General features: G+C 65.7%; 20 protein-coding genes. 12 read left to right on the top strand and 8 right to left on the bottom strand.

What is annotated here, in order from left to right; genetic code table 11:
- Positions 1–28 precede the first annotated feature (28 nt).
- A complete protein-coding gene (gene galU, locus L0U83_RS04990; RefSeq protein ID WP_233881131.1) occupies positions 29–910 on the top strand; it encodes a UTP--glucose-1-phosphate uridylyltransferase GalU in 882 nt (293 codons plus the stop codon).
- A 79-nt stretch (positions 911–989) separates the two neighbouring features.
- Here galU and L0U83_RS04985 read toward each other — a convergent pair whose 3' ends face one another.
- The 4 genes from L0U83_RS04985 to L0U83_RS04970 all read right to left on the bottom strand — a co-directional run bounded on the left by L0U83_RS04985 (position 990) and on the right by L0U83_RS04970 (position 4,333).
- Positions 990–1,223, bottom strand: coding sequence for a sulfurtransferase TusA family protein (locus L0U83_RS04985; RefSeq protein WP_233881129.1), 234 nt, complete (start codon positions 1,221–1,223; stop codon positions 990–992).
- Between the two features lie 112 nt (positions 1,224–1,335).
- Positions 1,336–2,391: a Gfo/Idh/MocA family oxidoreductase gene (locus tag L0U83_RS04980; protein WP_233881127.1), complete on the bottom strand. Its 1,056-nt coding sequence runs from the start codon at positions 2,389–2,391 to the stop codon at positions 1,336–1,338.
- A 36-nt stretch (positions 2,392–2,427) separates the two neighbouring features.
- Entirely contained in the window at positions 2,428–3,450 is a 1,023-nt protein-coding gene (gene iolG / locus L0U83_RS04975; protein WP_233881124.1) for an inositol 2-dehydrogenase, read from the bottom strand.
- On the bottom strand, positions 3,443–4,333 hold the full coding sequence (locus L0U83_RS04970) for a MurR/RpiR family transcriptional regulator (RefSeq protein ID WP_233881122.1): 891 nt from the start codon (positions 4,331–4,333) through the stop codon (positions 3,443–3,445). Before L0U83_RS04970 ends, iolG begins: the two co-directional genes overlap by 8 nt.
- Before the next feature lie 275 nt (positions 4,334–4,608).
- Between L0U83_RS04970 and L0U83_RS04965 the strand changes: the two genes are divergently transcribed.
- The 7 genes from L0U83_RS04965 (at position 4,609) to iolB (ending at position 13,682) form a co-directional block, all read left to right on the top strand.
- Positions 4,609–5,670: a sugar ABC transporter substrate-binding protein gene (locus L0U83_RS04965; RefSeq protein ID WP_233881120.1), complete on the top strand. Its 1,062-nt coding sequence runs from the start codon at positions 4,609–4,611 to the stop codon at positions 5,668–5,670.
- Positions 5,671–5,906: 236 nt separating this feature from the next.
- The gene (locus L0U83_RS04960) at positions 5,907–7,070 is read left to right on the top strand and encodes an ABC transporter permease (protein WP_233881118.1); all 1,164 of its coding nucleotides are present in this window, start codon (positions 5,907–5,909) and stop codon (positions 7,068–7,070) included.
- A 13-nt stretch (positions 7,071–7,083) separates the two neighbouring features.
- Positions 7,084–7,893: an ATP-binding cassette domain-containing protein gene (locus L0U83_RS04955; protein ID WP_233881116.1), complete on the top strand. Its 810-nt coding sequence runs from the start codon at positions 7,084–7,086 to the stop codon at positions 7,891–7,893.
- Positions 7,894–7,930: 37 nt separating this feature from the next.
- Positions 7,931–9,946, top strand: a complete 2,016-nt coding sequence (locus L0U83_RS04950) for a bifunctional 5-dehydro-2-deoxygluconokinase/5-dehydro-2-deoxyphosphogluconate aldolase (RefSeq protein ID WP_233881108.1) — start codon at positions 7,931–7,933, stop codon at positions 9,944–9,946.
- On the top strand, positions 9,943–11,934 hold the full coding sequence (iolD, locus tag L0U83_RS04945; protein ID WP_233881106.1) for a 3D-(3,5/4)-trihydroxycyclohexane-1,2-dione acylhydrolase (decyclizing): 1,992 nt from the start codon (positions 9,943–9,945) through the stop codon (positions 11,932–11,934). Before L0U83_RS04950 ends, iolD begins: the two co-directional genes overlap by 4 nt.
- A gap of 33 nt (positions 11,935–11,967) precedes the next feature.
- On the top strand, positions 11,968–12,882 hold the full coding sequence (iolE, locus tag L0U83_RS04940; protein ID WP_233881104.1) for a myo-inosose-2 dehydratase: 915 nt from the start codon (positions 11,968–11,970) through the stop codon (positions 12,880–12,882).
- Complete coding sequence (gene iolB / locus L0U83_RS04935; RefSeq protein WP_233881102.1) at positions 12,879–13,682, top strand: 5-deoxy-glucuronate isomerase; 804 nt, start codon at positions 12,879–12,881, stop codon at positions 13,680–13,682. The genes iolE and iolB overlap by 4 nt, the downstream gene beginning before the upstream one ends.
- Positions 13,683–13,755: 73 nt before the next feature.
- Here the strand turns inward: iolB and L0U83_RS04930 are convergent, their stop codons facing one another.
- A complete protein-coding gene (locus L0U83_RS04930) occupies positions 13,756–15,438 on the bottom strand; it encodes a methyl-accepting chemotaxis protein (RefSeq protein WP_233881094.1) in 1,683 nt (560 codons plus the stop codon).
- A gap of 427 nt (positions 15,439–15,865) precedes the next feature.
- Between L0U83_RS04930 and L0U83_RS04925 the strand changes: the two genes are divergently transcribed.
- The 3 genes from L0U83_RS04925 to L0U83_RS04915 all read left to right on the top strand — a co-directional run bounded on the left by L0U83_RS04925 (position 15,866) and on the right by L0U83_RS04915 (position 18,737).
- Complete coding sequence (locus tag L0U83_RS04925) at positions 15,866–17,128, top strand: MFS transporter (protein WP_233881085.1); 1,263 nt, start codon at positions 15,866–15,868, stop codon at positions 17,126–17,128.
- Between the two features lie 205 nt (positions 17,129–17,333).
- Positions 17,334–17,819, top strand: a complete 486-nt coding sequence (locus tag L0U83_RS04920) for an adenosine-specific kinase (protein ID WP_233881083.1) — start codon at positions 17,334–17,336, stop codon at positions 17,817–17,819.
- Positions 17,820–17,825: 6 nt separating this feature from the next.
- Complete coding sequence (locus tag L0U83_RS04915) at positions 17,826–18,737, top strand: ATP adenylyltransferase family protein (RefSeq protein ID WP_233881081.1); 912 nt, start codon at positions 17,826–17,828, stop codon at positions 18,735–18,737.
- A 7-nt stretch (positions 18,738–18,744) separates the two neighbouring features.
- Here L0U83_RS04915 and L0U83_RS04910 read toward each other — a convergent pair whose 3' ends face one another.
- The 3 genes from L0U83_RS04910 to L0U83_RS04900 form a co-directional block, all read right to left on the bottom strand.
- The gene (locus L0U83_RS04910; RefSeq protein WP_233881079.1) at positions 18,745–19,188 is read right to left on the bottom strand and encodes an acyl-CoA thioesterase; all 444 of its coding nucleotides are present in this window, start codon (positions 19,186–19,188) and stop codon (positions 18,745–18,747) included.
- Positions 19,189–19,240: 52 nt separating this feature from the next.
- A complete protein-coding gene (locus tag L0U83_RS04905; RefSeq protein ID WP_233881077.1) occupies positions 19,241–19,771 on the bottom strand; it encodes an NUDIX domain-containing protein in 531 nt (176 codons plus the stop codon).
- Positions 19,772–19,952: 181 nt separating this feature from the next.
- Positions 19,953–21,170: a YbfB/YjiJ family MFS transporter gene (locus tag L0U83_RS04900; protein ID WP_373320989.1), complete on the bottom strand. Its 1,218-nt coding sequence runs from the start codon at positions 21,168–21,170 to the stop codon at positions 19,953–19,955.
- A gap of 97 nt (positions 21,171–21,267) precedes the next feature.
- Between L0U83_RS04900 and L0U83_RS04895 the strand changes: the two genes are divergently transcribed.
- Positions 21,268–22,203, top strand: a complete 936-nt coding sequence (locus L0U83_RS04895) for a LysR family transcriptional regulator (protein ID WP_233881073.1) — start codon at positions 21,268–21,270, stop codon at positions 22,201–22,203.
- Positions 22,204–22,206: the final 3 nt, after the last annotated feature.

The following is a 22,206-nucleotide window of genomic DNA, read 5'->3' as shown; positions in this document are numbered from 1 at the left end:
CCCGAGCACCAGGACAGGGACTAAAGACATGCTGAAAGTGACAAAAGCGGTATTCCCGGTAGCGGGCCTCGGCACGCGCTTCCTTCCGGCCACGAAAGCAAGCCCGAAGGAAATGCTGCCCGTGGTCGACAAGCCGCTCATCCAGTACGCGGTCGAAGAAGCCGTGGCTGCGGGCATCACGGAAATGATCTTCGTGACCGGGCGCAGCAAGCGCGCGATCGAGGACCATTTCGACAAGTCATATGAGATCGAGGCCGAACTCGAAGCGCGCGGCAAGGCCAAGCTGCTCGAACTGGTGCGCAACATCAAGCCGAACAACGTCGACTGCTTCTACGTGCGTCAGCCTGAGGCGCTCGGCCTTGGCCACGCCGTGCTGTGCGCCGAGAAGCTCGTGGGCGACAACCCGTTCGCCGTGATTCTCGCGGACGACTTGCTCTACGGCACACCGCCCGTCATGCAGCAGATGGTCGAGGTGTTCGATCACTACCATAGCTCGGTGCTCGGCGTGGAAGAGATTCCGCCCTCGGAAACGCGCTCGTACGGCATTGTCGACGGCAAGGAGTGGGAAGACTCGATCGTCAAGCTCTCGGGCATCGTCGAGAAGCCGGCGCCCGAAGTCGCGCCGTCGAATCTCGGCGTGGTCGGCCGCTACGTGCTCAAGCCGCGCATTTTCGAGCATCTGAAGGCGATCAAGCCGGGCGCGGGCGGCGAGCTGCAGCTCACCGACGCGATCCAGTCGCTGCTCGCCGACGAGCAGGTGCTCGCGTACAAGTACCACGGCACGCGCTTCGACTGCGGCAGCAAGCTCGGCTATCTGAAGGCGACGGTGGAGTTCGCGCTGCGTCACCCGGAAGTCGGCGCGGATTTCGACGAATATCTGCGCACGCGCAAGCCTGTGCTCGAGGGTTAAGCCTCAAACATCGTTACCCAAGCAAAAAGGCCCGCATTCTCATGCGGGCCTTTTTTTATCGGCTTCGGCGTTTCGGCGTTTAACGCCGGCGCATCAGGAACACGAACGTCTTGTCCTGCTGCGAGCTTTCCACGATCTCGTTGCCGGTTTGCTTCGCGAACGCGGCGAAATCGCGCTGCGAGCCGGGGTCGGTCGCGAGGACCTTGAGGATCTGGCCGCTTTCCATGTCGGCGAGCGCCTTCTTGGCGCGCAGGATCGGCAGCGGGCAATTCAGCCCGCGTGCATCCACTTCCTTGTGAACCTGAACTTGCATCGGGGTTGGATCCTTCGGTGGCGCACCGTCGCGGCGTGAGACGGCGCTGGCAATAGCGTCGATTTTACCGCAGCCACGCCAACCGCCGCTTGGCCTCCGATCACGGCACGGTTCACAGCGTGACCGCCGCCCCCGTCTGTAGCGATTCGCGCAGCGCCTGGCCGATGCGCGTGGCCTCCAGCGCGTCTTCCAGCGTCGCGCCGAGGCTTTCCTTCTGAGCGACACCCGCCTTGCGCGCCGCGACTTCCGCGACGAACGCCTGTGCCTCGATCAGGAACGCTTCTTCGAAACGGTCGAAGAACGTGGGCGTGCATTCACTCCGCACGCCCGTCGCGTCGTAGACATCGACGCGATTCGCGCGCGGGATGCGCCCGATCGCCAGCGCGCCCGCCGTGCCGATCACCTCGCTCGACGTGTCGTTGCCGTGCGCCATCGTGCGCGAGGCGTAGAACATCGCGAGACGCCCGTCCTCGAACTCGCAGATCGCCACGCCGTTATCCACGTCGCCCGATTCGCGCAGGCCTTCGTGCAGCGCGATCGCGCCAGCCGCGTAGACGCGCGTGGCGCGCGGCTTGCCGAGCAGCCAGCGCGCGACGTCGATGTCGTGCACCGTGCAGTCGAGAAAGATACCGCCCGAAGTGGGCGCGAAGCGCACGAAAAAGCCTTCGGGATCGTTGAGATCACAGGTCTGCGAGCGCACGAGAAACGGCCTGCCGATCGCACCGGCCTGCATTTTTGCGTAGGCGTCCTGATAACTCGGGTCGAAGCGGCGCATGAAGCCGATCGTCACTTGCCGGTCCGCATGACGACGTGACACGTTCACCACCCGCTCGCATTCGGCTACATCGAGCGAAAGTGGCTTCTCGCAAAACACGTGCTTGCCCGCTTCGAGCGCCTGCACGATCTGCTCTGCGTGCAAGGCCGAAGGCGTGACGAGCCACACCGCATCGACAGATTGATCCGCCAACAGGTCTGCGTATTCGCCATACAGCCGCGCGGCGGGCAGCGCCTCGCGCGCCCATTCGAGATCCGCTTCGAGCGGACTGCACGCGGCCGCGAGCGTCGCGCCCGGCACGCGATACGCCAGGTTCTGCGCGTGCCGCCGCCCCAACCGCCCAAGTCCCGCCACACCCACGCGCAACGGCTGCGCACGATCGATTGCCTGCATTCCTCGTCTCCTCGCTTGATCCACGCTTGATCCGTTTCAGTCGCCCAGCGTCACCACACGCCCCTCGCGCCACGACAGCGAAGCGGCTTCGGCCAACTCCAGCGCCTTCAGGCCGTCGGCAACCGACGTGCGCACCGGCACGCCCTGCGTCACCGCTTCGTGAAAGTGCGCCATTTCGCGCGCGTAGGCCGCGCGATAGCGCTCGAGGAAGAACGCCTCGGGCACGTCCTGTGCCACGGCGGTCTTCGACCACGCCACCACTTCAGTCGGCTTCATGTTGCCGGCCTGCAGCATGCCCTCGCTGCCGAGCACCTCGAAGCGCTGGTCGTAGCCGTAAGCCGCGCGCCGCGCCGTATTGATCTGACAAAGGCGCCCGCGCTTCGTGCGGATCGTCACCGCCGTCGAATCGATGTCGCCCGCATCGGCAATGGCCGGATCGGACAGGCAACTGCCCGTGGCGTGCACGCTCAGCGCTTCGTCGTCGAGAATCCAGCGGAAGATGTCGAAGTCGTGGATCAGCATGTCCTTGAAGATGCCGCCCGAGTGCTTGATGTATTCGACCGGCGGCGCGCCCGGATCACGACTCGTGACGATCAGCATTTCCGGCGTGCCGATCTCGCCAGCGTCGAGGCGTGTCTTGAGGGCGGCGAATGTGGGATCGTAGCGGCGCTGGAAACCGATCATGGCCACGACGCCCGCACGCTGAACCGCTTCTGCGCAGGCGCGTGCGCGCTCGATGGTCAGATCGACGGGCTTTTCGCAGAAGATATGCTTGCCCGCCGCCGCCGACTTCAGGATCAATTCGGAGTGCGTATCGGTGCTCGAACAGATCACCGTGGCGCCGATCGAGGCGTCGCCAAACGCGGTGTCCACGTCGACAACCTGGGCGCCGTGCTGCGCGGCAAGCGCGGCGGCGGCTTCGCGATTCACGTCGATCACGTACTTCAGACGCACGCCCGGCTGGCGCGCGAGATTGCCCGCATGGATGCGGCCAATGCGCCCCGCGCCGAATACCGCCACATCCAACGTTTTCGCGGCTCCGCTTGCTGCACTAGTCATCGTATCCTCCGGTGTCGGTCGATTCTTCCACGTTGAGTTCGAGCCGGTACGCAAGCGCAATGAAGAGCGCCTGGCACAGGCAGAAGGTGCTGGTGAGCGAGCGGAACGCGAACGCGCTCCCCTCTTTCACATAGAGTTGCGCGTTCGCATGGCGCGCGAGCGGCGAGAGCTGGCTGTCGGTGATGACGAGGGTTTTGGCGTGATGCTGCTGCGCCACGCGCAGGCAGTACTGCGTCTCTTTGCCATAGGGTGCGAAACTGATGGCGATCACCACGTCGCCCTTCTTCACGCTGCGGATCTGCTCGTGATACATGCCGCCGAGCCCCGAGACGAGGTGCACGCGCTTGCGCGTGTGCTGCAAGGCATAAACGATGTAGCTCGCCACCGGAAACGAGCGGCGCACGCCGATCACGTAGATGTTGTCCGCCTGCTCGAGCATCTTCACTGCCTCGTCGAACTGCGCGCCGTCGAGCCCGGCTTCGAGTTCATCGAGCCCGCTGCGGCACGCGCCGATGAACTCGCGCGCCACGGCGCCGCCCATGTCCGGGCTCGTCTCGCCCTCCTTGGCGTCGATCAGCTGGCGAATGCGCTGCTGATAGCTCGTGGCCGACGCGCCCTGCCCCGCATACGCCTGCCTGAACACCGCCTGCAGGTCGGAGAAGCCCGAGAAACCGAAGCGCTGCGCAAAGCGCACCACCGCCGAGGGATGCACGCCGCAGCTCGCGGCAATGTCGCTCGTGCGGTCCATCATCACGCTCGCGCGGTGCTGTTCGATGTAGGTCGCGATGCTTTTCAGCTGCCGCGGCAGCGCCTCGTAATCGTGCGCGATGCGCTGCATCAATTCGTCTACGCCCGCTGCGGCGTCGGTTGTGTCATCCGCCATGATTGTTTTCCTTGGCCATTTGCCGCACCGCCGCAAAGCCTTATCTGGCTTGCATTCCACGGCATGTCGACGGAGCCGATTATAGGCAGCGTGTCACACGAATGGAACAGATTTTCCATTTTTATTTTCGATGAAATTTTCGTTGCAAGTCGCGAGTCGATGTCCTACTCTTGTCGATGAGCGCAGCAGTTGGTCCATGTAGCAAGCGGCATGTCAAAAGCGCGGCTGCGACGCTCACCCCAAGAACGAACGACAGACCGAGAAAGGTGGAGACAATGACTCAACGCAAGGGCAAGACCATGCTCCGAAGGTTGGCCGCAGTGCTCGCGCTGGCAGCGGGACTGACAGGTGCGAGCGTGCTGAGTGCGCAAACGGCGCAAGCCGCCGACGCGCATTTCGTGCTGATCAGCCACGCGCCCGATTCCGACTCGTGGTGGAACACGATCAAGAACGCCATCAAGCAGGCCGACGAAGACTGGAACGTCGAAACCGACTACCGCAACCCGCCCAACGGCGATATCGCCGACATGTCGCGCCTGATCGAACAGGCCGCCGCGCGCAACTACGACGGCGTGATCGTCACCATTGCCGACTACGACGTGCTCAAGAGCTCCATCGGCAAGGTTACGGAAAAGAAGATCCCGCTCGTGACGATCAATTCCGGCACCGAGGAACAAAGCGCGAAACTCGGCGCGATCATGCACGTGGGGCAGCCTGAATATGTGGCGGGCCACGCAGCCGGCGAAAAGGCGAAGGCCGCGGGCGTGAAGACGTTCCTGTGCGTGAACCACTTCGCCACCAACGCTGTGTCGTTCGAACGCTGCCGCGGCTTTGCCGATGCGCTCGGCGTGGACTACAAGACCTCGACGATCGACTCCGGCCAGGATCCGACCGAAATCCAGTCGAAGGTGAGCGCGTATCTGCGCAACCATCCGAACACGGGCGCGGTCCTCACGCTCGGCCCGGTGCCGGCGGCCGCCACGCTCAAAGCGATCGACCAGATGGGCCTCGCGGGCAAGATCTACTTCTGCACGTTCGACTTCTCGGATGACATTGCCAAGGCGATCCGCGCGGGCACCATCCAGTTCGCGATCGACCAGCAACCGTACCTGCAGGGCTATATCCCTGTGGCCGTGCTCGCAATCGTGAAGAAGGAGCACACCACGGACCCGCAGAAGATCCGCCAGATTCTCGAAGCGAATCCGAAGTTCAAGCAGCGCCTTGAAACCTATGGCCTGCAGCCCTCGTATGGTCCGAAGAATATCCGCTCGGGTCCGGGTTTCATCACCAAGGAGAATCTCGACAAGGTCGTGAAGTACGCAGGTCAGTACCGCTAAGCTTTTTCCGTCAGCCACGCGCGGCGGCGGCTAGCATCTTCCGATGCCCATCGCCTCTCGCCAGCCTCGCCGCGCGCCATTCACCGTGTTGCTTCTACTGCAAGGCAGTTGCTTGTGGGGAATGCGCTCGGGAATTTGAGCCAACGCAGGCGCTAATGCGCCTCACACGGCCAATCGCCGTGCATAGGACCAGAGTAAGGCGCTAAACGCCAACCCTGGTCGATACAGGAGACATCATGGGTGTAGCCGGCAAACACTTCCCCTCGCACGCTCCGGAGAGCGGCGCGCAAGACGCGCCCACCCCGCAACCGGGCGCCAGCGACGAACGCGTACGCCGCGAATCGTGGTTCGGCCATCTGCTCGGCCGCCCCGAATTCGCCGCGATTTCCGGCACCGTTCTGGTCTTCGCCGTCTTTGCGATCGGCGCGGGCGGCTCGGGCATGTTCGATCTCGACGGCGTGATGAACTGGTCCCAGGTCGCCGCTTACCTGGGTATCCTGAGCGTCGGCGCGTGCCTGCTCATGATCGCCGGCGAGTTCGACCTCTCCATCGGCTCGATGATCGGCTTCGCCGGCATGATGGTGGCGATCCCCACGATGTACTTCCACTGGCCCATCGCGCTTTCCATTCTGTTCGCGTTCGTGGGCTGTACCGCGCTCGGCGCACTGAATGGCTACCTCGTGATGCGCACGCGGCTGCCTTCGTTCATCGTCACGCTCGCGTTTCTGTTCATCCTGCGTGGCCTGACCCTCGCGCTCTCGATCATGTTCGCCGACCGCACGATCGTCTCGGGCGTGGGCGACGTGGCCAAAGCCGACTTCGTCACCAACCTGCTCTTTCACGGCACAGCGTTCAAGGGCCTGTTCGTGGCGCTCGCGCATATCGGCATCGGCAAGATGCTCGACAACGGCCAGCCGCTCGTGCCGGGCGTCCCCAAGGTGATTCTCTGGTGGTTCGCGCTCGTGGCCATCGGCGCGTTCGTGCTCGCCAAGACGCGCTACGGCAACTGGGTTCTCGCCGTGGGCGGTGACTCGAACGCTGCAAAGAACGTTGGCGTACCCGTGAAGCGCGTGAAGATCTCGCTCTTCATGCTCACCGCGTTCTGCTCGTGCCTCTTCGCCGTGCTGCAAGTGTGCGACATCGGTTCGGCCGCCGCTGACCGCGGGCTGCAAAAGGAGTTTGAAGCGATCATTGCCGCGGTGATCGGCGGCACGCTGCTCACGGGCGGCTATGGCTCGGTGATCGGTGCGGCGTTCGGCGCGCTCATCTTCGGCGTCGTGCAGATCGGCATCACTTACACGAACATCGATTCGGACTGGTTCCGCGTGTTCCTCGGCGTGATGCTGCTCATTGCCGTGCTCTTCAATCACTATGTGCGCCGCCGCGTCGCGCAATCGTAAGCCGGAGACTCAAATGTCCGATACCACCAACACCGCGACCGACGACACGATTCTCGCGCTTGAGAACGTCAGCAAGTACTTCGGCAAGGTCATTGCGCTCAACGGCGTCACGCTGCGCTTGAAACGCGGCGAGGTGCACTGCCTGCTCGGCGACAACGGCGCGGGCAAGTCCACGCTCATCAAGACGCTCGCCGGCGTGCACCAGCCCACTTCTGGCCAGTATTTCGTGGACGGCAAGCCCGTGGCGTTCGATTCGCCCAAAGACGCGCTCGACCTCGGCATCGCCACCGTCTATCAGGATCTCGCGCTCGTGCCGCTGCTCTCGGTTGCGCGCAATTTCTTCATGGGCCGCGAGCCGCAGAAGAAGCTGTTCGGCTTCATCAACGTGATGGATCTCGATGCGAGCGCAACGATTGCGAAGGATCGCCTCGCCGGCATGGGCATCAACGTGCGCGACCCGCATCAGGCCATCGGCACGATGTCGGGCGGCGAGAAGCAGTGTCTCGCCATCGCACGCGCCATTCACTTCGGTGCACGCGTGCTGATTCTCGACGAACCGACCGCCGCGCTCGGCGTGAAGCAGAGCTTCAACGTGCTCAAGCTGATTCATGCGGCGCGCGCGAAGGGCATTTCGGTGATCTTCATCACCCACAACGTGCACCACGCCTACCCTATTGGCGACTCGTTCACGCTGCTCAATCGCGGCCGGTCGCTGGGCACCTACACGAAGGACACGATCAGCAAGAACGAAGTGCTCGACATGATGGCGGGCGGCGCGGAGATGCAGAAGATGATCGCCGAGCTCGACGGCGCGACCATCTGATCACGCCCGCACGGCACAGCACTCAACAGGAATACACATGGCCCTGACTCATTCACCCTCGACCCGTTCAACTCCAGGCCGCTTCGCCGCCGGGCGCAGCCGCGACATCGTCTGCCTTGGCCGCCTGGGTGTCGATCTCTACGCGCAGCAGGTGGGCGCGCGGCTCGAAGACGTCTCCACGTTCGCGAAGTATCTGGGCGGCTCGTCCGCGAACATCGCCTTCGGCTGCGCGCGTCTTGGCCTGAAGTCGGCCATGCTCACGCGCGTGGGCGACGACCATATGGGGCGCTTTCTCGTCGAAACGCTCACGAAGGAAGGCTGCGACACGAGCCACGTGCGCGTGGACCACGAACGTCTCACGGCGCTCGTGCTGCTGGGCCTGAAAGACCGCGACACGTTCCCGCTCATCTTCTATCGCGAGAACTGCGCCGACATGGCCGTCGATTCGGGCGACTTCGACGAAGCCTTCATCGCTTCATCGAAAGCACTGCTTATTACCGGCACGCACTTCTCGACCGAACATGTGAACCGCACGAGTCTCACCGCGCTCGACTACGCGCGCCGCAACAACGTGCGCACCGTGCTCGACATCGACTACCGGCCTGTGCTGTGGGGTCTCACGGGCAAGGCCGACGGCGAGACGCGCTTCGTCGCGAGCGAAGGCGTGAGCGCGCATTTGCAGCGCATCCTGCCGCATTTCGATCTCGTGATCGGCACCGAAGAAGAGTTCCGCATAGCGGGCGGCAAGGAAACGCTCGTCGATGCGCTCAAGCGCGTGCGCGAAGTGACGGGTGCGACGCTGCTCGTCAAGCGCGGGCCGCTTGGCTGCCAGATCGTGGAAGGCGCCGTGCCCGCCTCGATGGATGAATTGCCGATGCAGCGCGGCGTGGAAGTCGAAGTGCTCAACGTGCTCGGCGCGGGCGATGCGTTCGCCTCCGGCTTCCTCTCGGGCTGGCTGCGCGACGCATCGCTCGAAGACTGCGCGAGCGCGGCCAATGCGTGCGGCGCTCTCGTCGTCTCGCGACACGGATGCGCGCCCGCCATGCCGACGCCGGTGGAACTCGATTACTTCCTGCGTGAAGCCGCCGCCGACCCCGTGCGCATGCGCCGCCCCGACCGCGACGCGACGCTCGCGCGCCTGCATCGCGTGACCCCCGCGCGCAAGCGGCACGACGAAGTGCTCGGCTTCGCGTTCGATCATCGCAACCAGTTCTTCGATCTCGCGCAGCAGACGGGCGTGAGCGAAGCGCGCATTTCGTATCTGAAGAATCTCTTCGTCGAGGCCGTCGCGCAGACCGAACGCACGCTTGGCCTGCAAGGACGCATCGGTGTCCTGATCGATGATCGCTACGGCCAGGACGCGCTCAACGCCGCAACCGGCCGCGGCTGGTGGATCGGCCGCCCGGTCGAGCTGCCGGGGTCCGTGCCGCTCGTGTTCGACCACGGCCGCTCGATCGGCACGACGCTCGCTTCATGGCCCATCGACCACACGGTGAAGTGCCTCGTGCAGTTCCATCCCGACGAGCCGATCGAACATCGTCTCGAACAGGAAGCGCAGTTGCGCGCGCTGTACGACGCCACCCAGGCGAGCGGCCACGAACTGCTGCTCGAAGTGATTCCGCCGAAGCTGGGCGGCAAACCGAATGCGCCCGATACGGTCTATCGCGCGCTCAAGAGGCTCTACAACATCGGCATCTATCCGGAGTGGTGGAAGCTCGAGCCGACGGGCGCCGCGCAATGGCGCGACATCGATGCGCTGATCGCCGAGCGCGACCCGTATTGCCGCGGCGTCGTGCTGCTCGGGCTGTCCGCGCCGATCGACCAGCTCGTGGAAGGCTTCCGCGCGGCGGCCGCCTCGAACACCTGCCGGGGCTTCACGGTGGGCCGCTCGATCTTCTACGAACCGAGTCTTGCCTGGCTAGCCGGCGAGATCGGCGACGACGAAGTGATTGCCCGCGCACGGCGCGCCTTCGAAACGCTGATCAGCGCGTGGCGCGCCGCGCGCGCCGAAGCAGACGGCACGCACGCCAACCATGAGGAGAAGGCGGCATGAATCAACGCATTGCTCCAGGCGAATACGCCACACAGGAAGGCGCGCAGAACGCATCGCCCGGCGCACACGCGAGCACCGTGCGGCTCACGGCGGCTCAGGCGCTCGTGCGCTATCTCGCCGCCCAGCGCGTGGCGAGCGAGGACGGCTCGGGCCGCACCGAGCCGCTGTTCGGTGGCGTGTTCGCGATCTTCGGCCACGGCAATGTGGCGGGCATCGGCGAGGCGCTCTATCAGCACCGGCACGAATTGCCTACGCTGCGCGCGCACAACGAACAGGCCATGGCGCACAGCGCGATCGCTTTTGCCAAAGCGCACTTCCGGCGCCGCATGATGGCGGTCACGACGTCCATCGGCCCGGGCGCGACGAATCTCGTCACCGCGGCTGCGCTCGCGCACGTAAATCGCCTGCCAGTGCTGCTGTTGCCCGGCGACATATTCGTTTCGCGCGAACCCGATCCGGTGCTGCAACAAATCGAGGACCTGCACGACGGCGGCATTTCCGCCAATGACGCGCTCAAGCCCGTATCGCGCTACTTCGACCGCATCGTGCATCCCGCGCAGTTGCTCACGGCGTTGCCGCGCGCGCTGCGCGTGCTCACCGACGCCGCGCTCTGCGGCCCGGTCACGCTCGCCCTGCCGCAGGACGTGCAGGCCATGGCGTGGGACTATCCCGCGAGCTTCTTCACGCCGCGCCTCGTCACCTTCCACGCGCCCGCGCCGATCCAGACCGAGATCGACGCGGCGCTCACGCAACTGCATCGCGCGAAACGCCCGCTGATCGTGGCGGGCGGCGGCGTGCTCTATTCGCGCGCCTCGCAGGCCTTGCAGACGCTCGCCGCCTCGCGTGGCATCCCCGTGGCGGAAACCCAGGCGGGCAAAGGCTCGCTCGCGTGGGACGATCCGCTCAATGTCGGCGCGCTCGGCGTGACGGGCTCGCCCGCCGCGAACGAACTGGCGCGCGGCGCCGACTGCGTGCTCGCCGTGGGCACGCGCTTGCAGGACTTCACGACCGGCTCGAACTCGCTCTTCGCCAATGCCCATGTGATCGGCGTGAACGCCAATGCCTTCGACGCGCTCAAGCACAACGGCCTCGCCGTGCAGGCGGACGCGCGCCAGGCGCTCGCCGCGCTCAACGACGAACTGATCAACTGGCGCGCGGACGCGAACTGGACCGCACACGCGCAGCGCCTTGCCAACGAGTGGCGTGCGAGCATCGAGCGCCTGACGCATGCGCCGCAGGAACGCAACCGCCTGCCCTACGACGCCGATGTCATCGGCGCCGTGCAACGCTCGTCGAGCCGTTCGTACACCGAGGATATCGTCGTCTGCGCGGCAGGGACGCTTCCCGCCGAGTTGCACAAACTGTGGCGCGCGGGGCAACCTGGCGCCTATCACGTCGAATACGGCTATTCGTGCATGGGCTACGAGATCGCGGGTGGCCTCGGTGCGAAGCTCGCGCGGCCCGATCGCGAAGTCATCGTCATGGTGGGCGACGGCAGCTATTTGATGATGAACAGCGAGATCGCGACCTCGGTCATGCTAGGCGCGAAACTCATCATCGTCGTGCTCGACAACCGCGGCTATGGCTGTATCAACCGGTTGCAGCAGGCTTGCGGCGGCGCGCCGTTCAACAACCTGTTCGACGACTGCGCGCAAGGGCCGCTCGGCGCGCCGCGCATCGACTTCGCCTCGCATGCGCGCTCGCTCGGCGCGCAGGCCGAACACGTGGCGAACGTCGCGGAACTCGAAGCGGCGCTGCAACGCGCGCGCGCTTCGTCGCGCACTTATGTGGTCAGCATCGACACCGACCCCGCGCGCACGACCGAAGAAGGCGGCTGGTGGTGGGAAGTCGCGGTGCCCGAAGTGTCCACGCGCGCGGCCGTGCGCGAGGCGCGCGAGCGCTATGAAGAACATGTCGCCGAGCGCGGCGGCCGCGCGCAAGCGGCCGAAGACACGCCCGCCGGCGACGACCAATCCGGCGACGCGTAACGCGACTGACGACACAGACATCGAGGAGCGCACATGAGCGCATTTGAAGTACGCATCGGCATCAACCCGCTGTCATGGATGAACGACGACCTGCCCTCGCTCGGCGGCGAGACGCCGCTATCCCAGGCGCTGACCGAGGGCCGCGAGATCGGCTATGAGGGCTTCGAGTTAGGCAACAAGTTTCCGCGCGAGCCGCAGGCGCTCAAGGCGCTCCTCGCGCAATACGATCTTTCACTCGTCTCCGGCTGGTACTCGGGCATGCTCGCGCGGCGCAGCGTCGAGGAAGAGATCGCCGCTGTCGACAAGCATCTGGATCTGCTCGCGCAAAACGGCGCAACGGTGATGGTCTATGGCGAGGTCGCCGATTCGATCCAGGGCGCGCCCCGCCCGCTCTATCAACGGCCGCGCTTTTTCAGCGACAAGCAGTGGGACGAATACGCCGCGCGCGTGGATGCCTTCGCGCGCCATACGCTCTCGCGCGGCGTGCGGCTCGCGTATCACCATCACATGGGCGCCTATGTCGAAACGCCCGCCGACGTCGACAAACTCATGGCGCGCACCAGCGACGCCGTGGGCCTGCTGTTCGACGCTGGCCATATGACGTTTGCGGGCGGCGACCCGGTCGCAGAACTCGACAAGCACATCGAGCGCGTGTGCCATGTGCACTGCAAGGACGTGCGCCCTGCCGTCATGAAGCTTGCGCGCAATCGCAACTGGAGTTTTCTCGACGCCGTGCTGGCAGGCGCGTTCACCGTGCCGGGCGACGGCGCCGTCGATTTCCCCGCGATCATCGCGCGCCTGAAACGCCACGGCTATCGCGGCTGGCTCGTCGTCGAAGCCGAGCAGGACCCCGTGATCGCACCGTCGTACGAGTATGCGCAAAAGGGTTACCGCACGTTGCGCACCCTCGTCGATGCTACGGACACCCAATCGAAGGAGGCAGCATGACTCTGCTGGTCAAGGCCGCGCGCGAAGGCCAGTCTATCGCGCGCGTCACGCCCGATACCGCGGGCTGGCGCTATGTCGGCTTCGCCGCATATCGGCTCGAAGCGGATGAAGTGGTCTACGTATCCGAACCCGATCGCGAGAGCTGCATCGTCGTGCTCGCCGGTGCGGTCGATATCGAAGCGGGCGGCGAGCGCTGGTCGAGTCTCGGCTCGCGCGATAGCGTCTTCGAAGATGCCGCGCCGTATGCGCTCTACGTGCCGCCCGGCGTAAAAGCGACCGTGCGCGCGACACGCGACGCCGAAGTGGGCGTTGCGAGCGCGCCCGCCAAAGGCACACTGCCCATTCGCCTCATCGAACCCGCGCAAATGAGGCGCTCCACGCGCGGCAAGGGCGCGAATACGCGCTACGTGTGCGATATCCTGCCGCAAGATGCGCCCGCGGAATCGCTGCTCGTAGTCGAGGTGCGCACGCCTTCGGGCCACTCGTCGAGCTACCCGCCGCACAAGCACGACGCCGATCGTCTGCCGCAGGAAAGCGCGCTCGAGGAAACCTACTATCACCGGCTCAATCCGCCGCAGGGTTTCGCGTTCCAGCGCGTGTACACCGATGCGCGCGACCTGGACGAAACGATGGCCGTGGAAAATCACGATGTCGTGATGGTGCCGCGCGGCTATCACCCGGTAGTCGTCCCGTATGGCTACGACTCGTACTACCTGAACGTGATGGCGGGCCCGACGCGCGAATGGCACTTCCACAACGACCCGGCACACGAGTGGATCATCGAGCGCGACGCAAAGTGATACGCCGATAAAAAAACGCCGCGTGTTGCACCACGCGGCGTTTTTTGTTGCGCACGCAACGAGATCGCGAGCGTCAGGCCAGCCGGAATTTCCCCACGAGACGCTTGAGCACCTTCGCCTGATCGTCGAGCGATTGCGCCGCGGCGGTCGCCTCTTCCACAAGCGCCGCATTCTGCTGCGTACCAGCGTCCATCTGCGTGACCGCGCGGCTGATTTCCTCGATGCCCGAGCGCTGCTCGCGCGAAGCCGCAGAAATCTCGCCGATGATGTCGTTCACGCGCCGCACGGCCTTCACGACTTCGTCCATCGTCGAGCCCGCGTCCTGCGCCAGCGTCGAACCGTTGGACACGCGCTCAACCGACGCGCCGATCAGCGTCTTGATCTCCTTGGCCGCCGCTGCGCTGCGCTGCGCGAGGCTGCGCACCTCGCCCGCCACCACCGCGAACCCGCGCCCTTCCTCGCCCGCGCGCGCCGCTTCCACGGCCGCGTTGAGCGCGAGAATGTTGGTCTGGAACGCAATGCCCTCGATCACGCCGATGATGTCGGCGATGCTCTTCGCGCTGTCGTTGATCTCTTGCATGGTCGCGACCACGCGGCCCACCACCGAGCCGCCCTTCTCCGCGATTGCCGACGCATTGCCCGCGAGCGTGCTGGCCTGCTCCGCGTTCTCGGCGTTCAGGCGCACCGTGGACGTGAGCTGCTCCATGCTGCTCGCCGTGCGTTCGAGCGCCATGGCCTGCTCTTCGGTGCGGCGCGAGAGATCGAGATTGCCGGTCGAGATTTCGCCCGAGGCGGAGGCGATCGCCTCGGCGCTCGCGGCGATCTCGGCCACCGTGGTCGAGAGGCCTTTCTGCATGTCGCGCAGCGCGCCCAGCATGCTTGCCGCGTCCCGCGCGTGAACCGTGACGGGCTGCGCGAGATCGCCGGCCGCGATGCGGGACGCGATGGCCTTGGCGTGCGCCGGTTCGCCGCCCAGTTGCCGTGCGATGCGGCGCACGACCCATTCGCTCACGAAGAACGCGAGCACGAACATGGCCACGGTCGCCACGGCCATCATCACAAACGACGACTTGAAGATGAACTCGGCATTGCCGATCGTGGCTTTCGCGGCCGTGCCGCGCTGCGCGACGAGGTCGTTGACGAGCGTTTCGAGCTTGCCGGTCTCCACGAGCAGCGACACGTCCTGCGTGCCCACCTGCCAGCTCATCTGCGAGAGATCGAGCGGCTGCTGCTTCACGAGCGTCACGAACTCGCGCAGATGGCCGCTCCACGCCGTGGTCGCGTCCGCGAGCTTCTTTTGCAGGGCGAGCGCGTCGCCGCCCTGTTCCTGCGCGTATTGCTGCAACTGACTCATGCCGCGCTCCAGCGCGCCGAGATCCTTATCGATGTCCTGGCCCAACTCGTCGCGCTCGCGCGCCGTGGTCGCCGTGAGCAGCATCTTCTGGGCGCGGCTCGCGCGCAGCACGTGACCGCGCGCTTCCTCGGCGGCGCGGCTCGCGACGTAGCCCTGTTCGTAGATCGATTGCGTCGAGCCATTGAGGCGGCTGATTTGCGCGAGCGAAACGGCGCCGATGGCGAGTGTGCCGATCAGCACGAGCGCGAAGGCAAGGCGCAGTGTGGCCTTCACGGAAAGCCGCGAACTGCGCGCTGCGGCGCCGGTGCCTGCGCCCTTGTGCAACTGCGCGTTCGCCGCGCTGCCTGCCGGATCCTGCGGCGCGAAGCCCGCGTGCCCGCCGCCTTGCGATACTGCTTTCATTTTGGTCTCCAGCATTGTTGTTCGGCTTAACGCCATCGTTCGTGATTTGCGTTACGCCCCAACTCCGGTCTACGGCACCCCGTCGCGCAATCTTTAACCCCGTCGCGCGCGGTGCGGCTCACATTCCGGCCCCGTATTGCGCACCTCGTGGGCGCGCACATCGGCGGTTTATACACGGCCAAAATGAAACGCCAAAAATCCCGTATCAAATTCGAGTATGGGCTCCAGCCCCTTGCGGCATCGTGCCGCAGCGCAACCGCGCACTACCCAGATCAGACCCGTGTCCGATTCTCGACAAATCTTGTCCGCACAGTTCGAGCGAGACACATTACACTGCGCTCATAACTCTTATACATGTCCTTTCATGCCGTCGCCGCTGCCCGCCTGGCGTGGTGCCCGCTGAATACTCTCTGCTGCTACCGAAAACATGGAAACCAGTTTCGACAAGCGCGCCCTGCCTGGCGCCGCCGCGGGTTCGTCCGCGGCCGCTTCCGCCCCCGCCGCGGGCGCGGTGCAACGCACCGTCTATTCGGTGCTCGGTGCGATCAGCTTCTCGCACCTGCTCAACGACATGATCCAGTCGCTGATCCTCGCCATCTACCCGATGCTCAAGGACAACTTCTCGCTGTCGTTCACGCAGATCGGCCTCATCACCCTCACCTACCAGATCACGGCATCGATGCTGCAGCCGCTAGTGGGCGTCTATACCGACAAGCGGCCCCTGCCGTATTCGCTGCCCGTCGGCATGGGCTTCACGCTGTGCGGACTCCTGCTGATGTCGGTCGCGCCGACCTTCGGCGTGCTGCTCGTGGCAGCGGCGCTGGTGGGCTGCGGCTCGTCGGTGTTCCATCCGGAATCGTCGCGCGTGGCCCGCATGGCCTCGGGCGGCCGTCACGGTCTCGCGCAGTCGCTCTTCCAGGTGGGCGGCAACGCGGGCTCGTCGCTCGGGCCGCTGCTCGCCGCCTTGATCGTCATTCCGCACGGCCAGCGCAGCATCGCGTGGTTCTCGGCGGCCGCGCTAGTCGGGATGATCGTGCTCACGCAGATCGGCCGCTGGTACAAGTCCCATCCCGCGATGAAGAAAAAGCGCGCCGAGGTGCCGCACGTCGTGCTGTCGCGTGGCCGCGTGGCGGGCGCCATCGGCATTCTCGTGCTGCTCGTGTTCTCGAAGTACTTCTACCTCGCGAGCATCAACAGCTACTTCACGTTCTATCTGATCGACCGTTTCCACCTCTCCGTGCAGGCCGCGCAGATCCATCTGTTCGTGTTCCTCGCTGCCGTCGCCGCTGGCACGATCATCGGCGGTCCGGTGGGTGACCGCATCGGCCGCAAGTACGTGATCTGGGGCTCGATTCTCGGCGTGGCGCCCTTCACGCTGCTCCTGCCCTACGCCAACCTGTTCTGGACCGGCGTGCTCACGGTCATCATCGGCGTGGTGCTAGCCTCGGCGTTCTCGGCCATCCTCGTGTATGCCCAGGAACTGATTCCGGGCAAGGTGGGCATGGTCGCGGGTCTTTTCTTCGGCTTTGCGTTCGGCCTCGGCGGTATCGGCGCAGCGGTGCTCGGCCAGTTGGCGGATGCCACGAGCATCAGTTTCGTCTACAAGGTCTGCTCGTTCCTGCCGCTCATCGGCATCCTCACCGTGCTGCTGCCCGACGTCGAAGGCAAGCGCGCGAAGAAGACAGCCTGAGCGCGGCAGCGCGCCTCAAGGCTCAGCAAAACGGCCGGATGCCCCTCGGGGCTCCGGCCGTTTTACTTTGTGCGCCTGCACACGCTTTGCCCCGCCGCGACTTCGTACTAGGCTTGTTGTTGGCCGCCGCCGCCCGCCCGCCAGCCATTCCGGCCTGGTCTCGCGAAACGCGGCGCTTTCGAGACGCCCGCGCACGAGGTTCGCCATGCAACTGTCCACGGTAGAGATCGAAAAGCCCGAAGCCACCAACTTCATCCTTGGCCAGACCCACTTCATCAAATCCGTCGAGGATCTGCACGAGGCGCTCTACGGCGCGGTGCCGGGCATCCAGTTCGGCCTGGCATTCTGCGAGGCGTCGGGCAAGCGGCTCGTGCGGCGCTCGGGCACGCAGGACGCGCTCATCGAGATGGCTACGCAAAATGCGCTTCGCATCGCCGCCGGCCACTGCTTCATCGTCTTTCTCGGCGACGGCTTTTTCCCGATCAACGTGCTCAACACGATCAAGGCCGTGCCCGAGGTCTGCCGCATATTCTGCGCCACCGCGAACCCGACTCAGGTGCTGATCGCAGAGACCGATCAAGGGCGGGGCATCGTCGGCGTGGTGGACGGCATGCCGCCACTCGGCGTCGAGGCCGAGGACGACGTGCGCTGGCGCAAGGACCTGTTGCGCGCGATCGGCTACAAGGCCTGAGCGCCCATGACGACGCTGCGCGCGGCCATCGAGCGGCAGACGGCGCACGCGCTTGCGTGCGGTGCGCTCCATCCCATCGAGACCGCGCATACCTTTATCGACGATGGCGGCATGCGCTTCTACGTGCGGGTGGCCGAAAATCTCGCGCGCAAGGCGGCGGCGCGGCTCACGCCGCAAACTTCAGTTGCGTCCAGTTCGCAGCCGCGGCGCGATCCGTTCCTGCCTTACGAGCAAGATCTCTTCGTCGGCGACCTGTCGCCCACGCACGTCGCGCTGCTCAACAAGTTCAATGTGATCGACCAGCACCTGCTGATCGTGACGCGCCGCTACGAGCCGCAGGAAGCGCTGCTCGACGCGGCGGACTTCAGCGCGCTGATCGAGGCGCTGCGCGAGATCGACGGTCTCGCGTTCTACAACGGTGGCGCGGCTGCAGGCGCGAGCCAGCCGCACAAGCATTTGCAGATGGTGCCGCTGCCGCTCGCAGGTCATGGGCCTCACGTGGCGCCCCTCGAAGTCCTGGTCGGCCGCGCGCAGGCGGTTCACGGCGCGCGTCCCATCGCGATCGTGCCAGGGCTCGCGTTTCGCCATGCATTCGCACGCCTCGATCTCGGCCCAGACAGCGGCACGCCAGACGACGCCGCGCCGGTTGCACTCGACTGCTATCGCGCGTTGCTGGACGCGGCGGGCGTGCCCGCTGTCGACGTGGGCGGCGTTGCGCATCAGGGTGCGCCGTACAACTTGCTCGTCACGCGCAGGTGGATGCTGGTCGTGCCGCGCACGGCGGAATGCGTCGAGGGAATCTCCGTGAATTCGCTCGGCTTTGCCGGCTCGTTCTTCGTGCGCAACGCAGCGCAGTTGCAGACGCTCGCGCAACTCGGCCCGATGGCGGCGCTAGAACGCGTAAGCGTGGATCGCTGAGATACGTTTAGCGCTCGACAACGAGCGGCTCGAGCGCCGCGCGCAGCGCATCGGGCAACGCGCTCACGGGCCGGCGCGTCGCGCGATCGACGTAGACATGCACGAAATGACCCTGCGCCGCGGGCGCGTCCTCGCCCTCGCGAAAGAGGCCGACTTCATAGCGCACGCTCGACGAACCGAGACGCGCGACGCGCAGCCCCGCCTCCACGCGCTCCGGAAACGCCAGCGGCGCGAAGTAGTTGCACTGCGTCTCGACCACGAGCCCGATCGTCGTGCCGTGTTCGATGTCGAGCGCGCCCGCGCGGATCAGATACTCGTTCACCACGGTGTCGAAGTAGCTGTAGTAGACGACGTTGTTCACGTGGCCGTAGACATCGTTGTCCATCCAGCGCGTGCCGATCGGCAGGAAATGGCGATACCCGGAGCGGGCGACGGTGACGGGTCGGTTCATCGGCGTGATAGAGGGCGGGCGTAGCGGGAAAGCGTCGATCGTCTCGCGGCCATCACTGGCCCGGACGCTCGACGAACTCGAACGGCAGGCCGCGCCGGCGCATCCATTCGCCGAGCGCCTGGCCCGTGCCCGCGCGCCACGGCCGCAGCTTCGCGGGCTCGACGAGGCGGTATTCGAGCAGTTCCGGCGAAAGCGCAATCGTGCCCGACGCCTTCACGTGATACGCAATGATGAGTTCGTTCTTGCGGATGAACTCGTAGACGCCAACCAGTTCGACACTTTCGGCGCGCAACGCGGTCTCTTCGTGCACCTCGCGCGCGATGCCCTCTTCGGGCGTCTCGCCGTTTTCGAGAAAGCCGGTGATGAGTGCAAACATGCCTTCGGGCCACGCGGCGTTACGGGCGAGCAGAATGCGGCCCTCGTACTCGACGATCGCCGCTACGACAGGCAGCGGGTTGTTCCAGTGGACGTAGCCGCAGGCGCGGTCCGGGCAGGCGAGACGCACGCGGGCGCCTTCGTGGTCGGGATCGGTGCGCTCGGTCAGGCGCGTGGCGCAGCGCGGGCAAAACTGGTAGTCGCTCATGGGGCAAAAGGCACAGGTCGATGGCGCTGGGAACCCGCCGCGCGGCCCGGCGGGCACGCTCGCGGCTCGCGCGAAAGCGTCCATTTTAGTGTGCTATCGGCGCGCGCGTGCGGCTGCGCAAAAACGGCGCGATGCCCCGTCCACACGCGTTTTCACCACCCGAACGACCTGACGGCTCACACTAGCGCGCCGCCTTGCGGGTGTGCCAAACCCGCCATAGCAGCCCGATCGCGCCGGCCACGAGCGCGCCCGCCGCGAGCCACAGCGAAGGCGAGAACGAGCCCGTGGACGCCGCGAGCGGCGCGGCCACGAGCGGCCCCGCGATCTGCCCGATGCCATAGGCCGCCGTCGCATAGCCCATCAGCGCGGCCGCATGCTCTCCACGCAGCAGGCGCGCCTCGCGCATCGCGAAGAGCGTGATCGCCGTGAACGGGAGTCCGATCAACACGCTGCCGAACGAGAATCCCGCGGCGTTGGGCCAGACGATACCGAGCGCGATACCCACGGCCTGCAGGACGTAAGCGCCCGCCAGCATCACGCGATTGTCCCAATGCAGCGGGAAGCGCGCCGCCAGCAGCGCACCGGCGATCAGCGCCGCGCCGAGCATCGGCCAGAACAGGTCGGGCCATGCCGACCCGGGCAGCGCGTGGCGCGCGATCACGGGCAGGAACGTCGCCGTGATGATGTAGCCGAAGCCGGGCACGCCGTAGAGCAGCACGAGCCAGAAGGCGTCAGCGCGACGACCGTCGCGCTCCTGCGCAACGCTTGCCGTCGTGCTCGCGGCGGTGCGCGGCGCCAGCGCACGCATGTCCTCGCCAAACGTAGACCAGACGACGACGGCGAGCAGCGCGCTGATCAGCCCGAAGCCTAGCCACCCCGGCCGCGCGCCGAGGCCGCCTGCCGCGCTCACGAACAGCCCGGTCGCGATGATGCCGACGCCGGGACCGGTGTAGATCACGCCGCCCCACTCGTTCGCGCCCAGTTGTGCGAGCCGTCGCAGGCCCCATTGCGAGGCGAATACGAAAGTCCACGCGCTCACCGCGCCCGCAAGGAAGCGCACGACCGCCCAGATCCAGAACTGCTGGGTGAGGCCCATCGCGAGTGTGAGGAGCACCGTGGCCAGGAGACCCGCGCGCACGATCTTCGCGGGCGCCATGCGCAGCGCGACGCAACTGATCGCGCCAACGAAATAGCCGGCGTAGTTCAGCGATGCGAGCCAGCCGCCATGGCGAAGGTCGAGTGCGCCGCCGTGCAGCATCAGCGGCAAGAGCGGCGTAAAGGCGAAGCGCCCGACACCCAGTGCGACGGCGAGAGTCACCATGCAGGCCAACGCCGCGCGACGCCCGGCATGCGAGCGTGGCCCGGAAACATGGACGGCGCCGGGGACGTAATCGTTCATGAGTTCAATGGGTTAAGTGACTGGCTACCATCGTAGGTGATTCAATCGTTCCCGAAAAATGAATTATCATGAATCAATGCATTCTGAGGAGAGAACGATGGACCTCGCCGAACTGGCAATTTTCCGGGCAGTCGTACGGGAGAATGGCGTGACGCGGGCCGCCGCCAAGCTCAACCGCGTGCAGTCGAACGTGACCACGCGCATCAAGCAGCTCGAAGATCAGCTCGGCACGCCGCTCTTTACGCGCGAGGGTCGCCGCCTCATTCTCACGCCCGCTGGCCAAACGCTGCTGCCCTACGCCGAGCGTCTGCTCGCGCTCGCCGACGAAGCGCGCCATGCGCTGAAGGCCGGGCGCCCGGCGGGACGCCTGAGGCTCGGCACCATGGAGAGCGCTGCGGCAAGCCGTCTGCCTGGCCTCCTCGCGCACTATCACCAGGCGTGGCCCGAGGTCACGCTCGAACTGGAAACGGGCACAACTGGCACGCTGGTCGAGCGTCTACGCGAATACGAGATCGATGCTGCGCTGATCGCCACACCGCTCGACGGCCTGCCTGACCCAGACGTGTTCGACCTCGTGCCGGTCTATCGCGAGGAACTCGTGATGCTCACGCCGCGCGGGCACCGGCCAATCCGCGAGCCCGGCGACATCGCGCTCTCCACGCTCGTCGCGTTCGAGCGCGGCTGCGCGTATCGCGCCTATGTCGAGCGCTGGTATCTGGAGCACGGCATCCGGCCGTCACGCGTACTGGAGCTGGGCTCGTATCACGCGATCGTCGCGTGCGTGGCCGCGGGCGCGGGTGTGGCCGTCGCGCCGCGCTCGGTGCTCGAACTGCAACGCAATGCCGACGAGGTCACGATGCATTCCCTTGGCAGACTCGGCCAGATCGACACGTTGCTCGCCTGGCGGCGGGGCCACTTTTCGCCGGCGCTCGGCGCGTTAAAGGACGCGCTGATGGAGCATGCGCAACGCACAGGCAGCGCGGCGTTGTCCCTGGCGGGTGAAGCTGCAGCCGCAAGCCTTCACGCCATATAAGCG

The organism is Paraburkholderia flagellata, from assembly GCF_021390645.1.
In the GTDB taxonomy this organism is placed as follows: domain Bacteria; phylum Pseudomonadota; class Gammaproteobacteria; order Burkholderiales; family Burkholderiaceae; genus Paraburkholderia; species Paraburkholderia flagellata.
This window is presented reverse-complemented; position numbering and strand designations above follow the sequence as displayed.

What these genes read in the sequence shown, in the direction of transcription:
- galU (WP_233881131.1), top strand. Translation starts at nt 29, where the DNA reads ATGCTGAAAGTGACAAAAGCGGTATTCCCGGTAGCGGGCCTCGGCACG.
- L0U83_RS04985 (WP_233881129.1), bottom strand. Translation starts at nt 1,223, where the DNA reads ATGCAAGTTCAGGTTCACAAGGAAGTGGATGCACGCGGGCTGAATTGC.
- L0U83_RS04980 (WP_233881127.1), bottom strand. Translation starts at nt 2,391, where the DNA reads ATGCAGGCAATCGATCGTGCGCAGCCGTTGCGCGTGGGTGTGGCGGGA.
- iolG (WP_233881124.1), bottom strand. Translation starts at nt 3,450, where the DNA reads ATGACTAGTGCAGCAAGCGGAGCCGCGAAAACGTTGGATGTGGCGGTA.
- L0U83_RS04970 (WP_233881122.1), bottom strand. Translation starts at nt 4,333, where the DNA reads ATGGCGGATGACACAACCGACGCCGCAGCGGGCGTAGACGAATTGATG.
- L0U83_RS04965 (WP_233881120.1), top strand. Translation starts at nt 4,609, where the DNA reads ATGACTCAACGCAAGGGCAAGACCATGCTCCGAAGGTTGGCCGCAGTG.
- L0U83_RS04960 (WP_233881118.1), top strand. Translation starts at nt 5,907, where the DNA reads ATGGGTGTAGCCGGCAAACACTTCCCCTCGCACGCTCCGGAGAGCGGC.
- L0U83_RS04955 (WP_233881116.1), top strand. Translation starts at nt 7,084, where the DNA reads ATGTCCGATACCACCAACACCGCGACCGACGACACGATTCTCGCGCTT.
- L0U83_RS04950 (WP_233881108.1), top strand. Translation starts at nt 7,931, where the DNA reads ATGGCCCTGACTCATTCACCCTCGACCCGTTCAACTCCAGGCCGCTTC.
- iolD (WP_233881106.1), top strand. Translation starts at nt 9,943, where the DNA reads ATGAATCAACGCATTGCTCCAGGCGAATACGCCACACAGGAAGGCGCG.
- iolE (WP_233881104.1), top strand. Translation starts at nt 11,968, where the DNA reads ATGAGCGCATTTGAAGTACGCATCGGCATCAACCCGCTGTCATGGATG.
- iolB (WP_233881102.1), top strand. Translation starts at nt 12,879, where the DNA reads ATGACTCTGCTGGTCAAGGCCGCGCGCGAAGGCCAGTCTATCGCGCGC.
- L0U83_RS04930 (WP_233881094.1), bottom strand. Translation starts at nt 15,438, where the DNA reads ATGAAAGCAGTATCGCAAGGCGGCGGGCACGCGGGCTTCGCGCCGCAG.
- L0U83_RS04925 (WP_233881085.1), top strand. Translation starts at nt 15,866, where the DNA reads ATGGAAACCAGTTTCGACAAGCGCGCCCTGCCTGGCGCCGCCGCGGGT.
- L0U83_RS04920 (WP_233881083.1), top strand. Translation starts at nt 17,334, where the DNA reads ATGCAACTGTCCACGGTAGAGATCGAAAAGCCCGAAGCCACCAACTTC.
- L0U83_RS04915 (WP_233881081.1), top strand. Translation starts at nt 17,826, where the DNA reads ATGACGACGCTGCGCGCGGCCATCGAGCGGCAGACGGCGCACGCGCTT.
- L0U83_RS04910 (WP_233881079.1), bottom strand. Translation starts at nt 19,188, where the DNA reads ATGAACCGACCCGTCACCGTCGCCCGCTCCGGGTATCGCCATTTCCTG.
- L0U83_RS04905 (WP_233881077.1), bottom strand. Translation starts at nt 19,771, where the DNA reads ATGAGCGACTACCAGTTTTGCCCGCGCTGCGCCACGCGCCTGACCGAG.
- L0U83_RS04900 (WP_373320989.1), bottom strand. Translation starts at nt 21,170, where the DNA reads ATGAACGATTACGTCCCCGGCGCCGTCCATGTTTCCGGGCCACGCTCG.
- L0U83_RS04895 (WP_233881073.1), top strand. Translation starts at nt 21,268, where the DNA reads ATGGACCTCGCCGAACTGGCAATTTTCCGGGCAGTCGTACGGGAGAAT.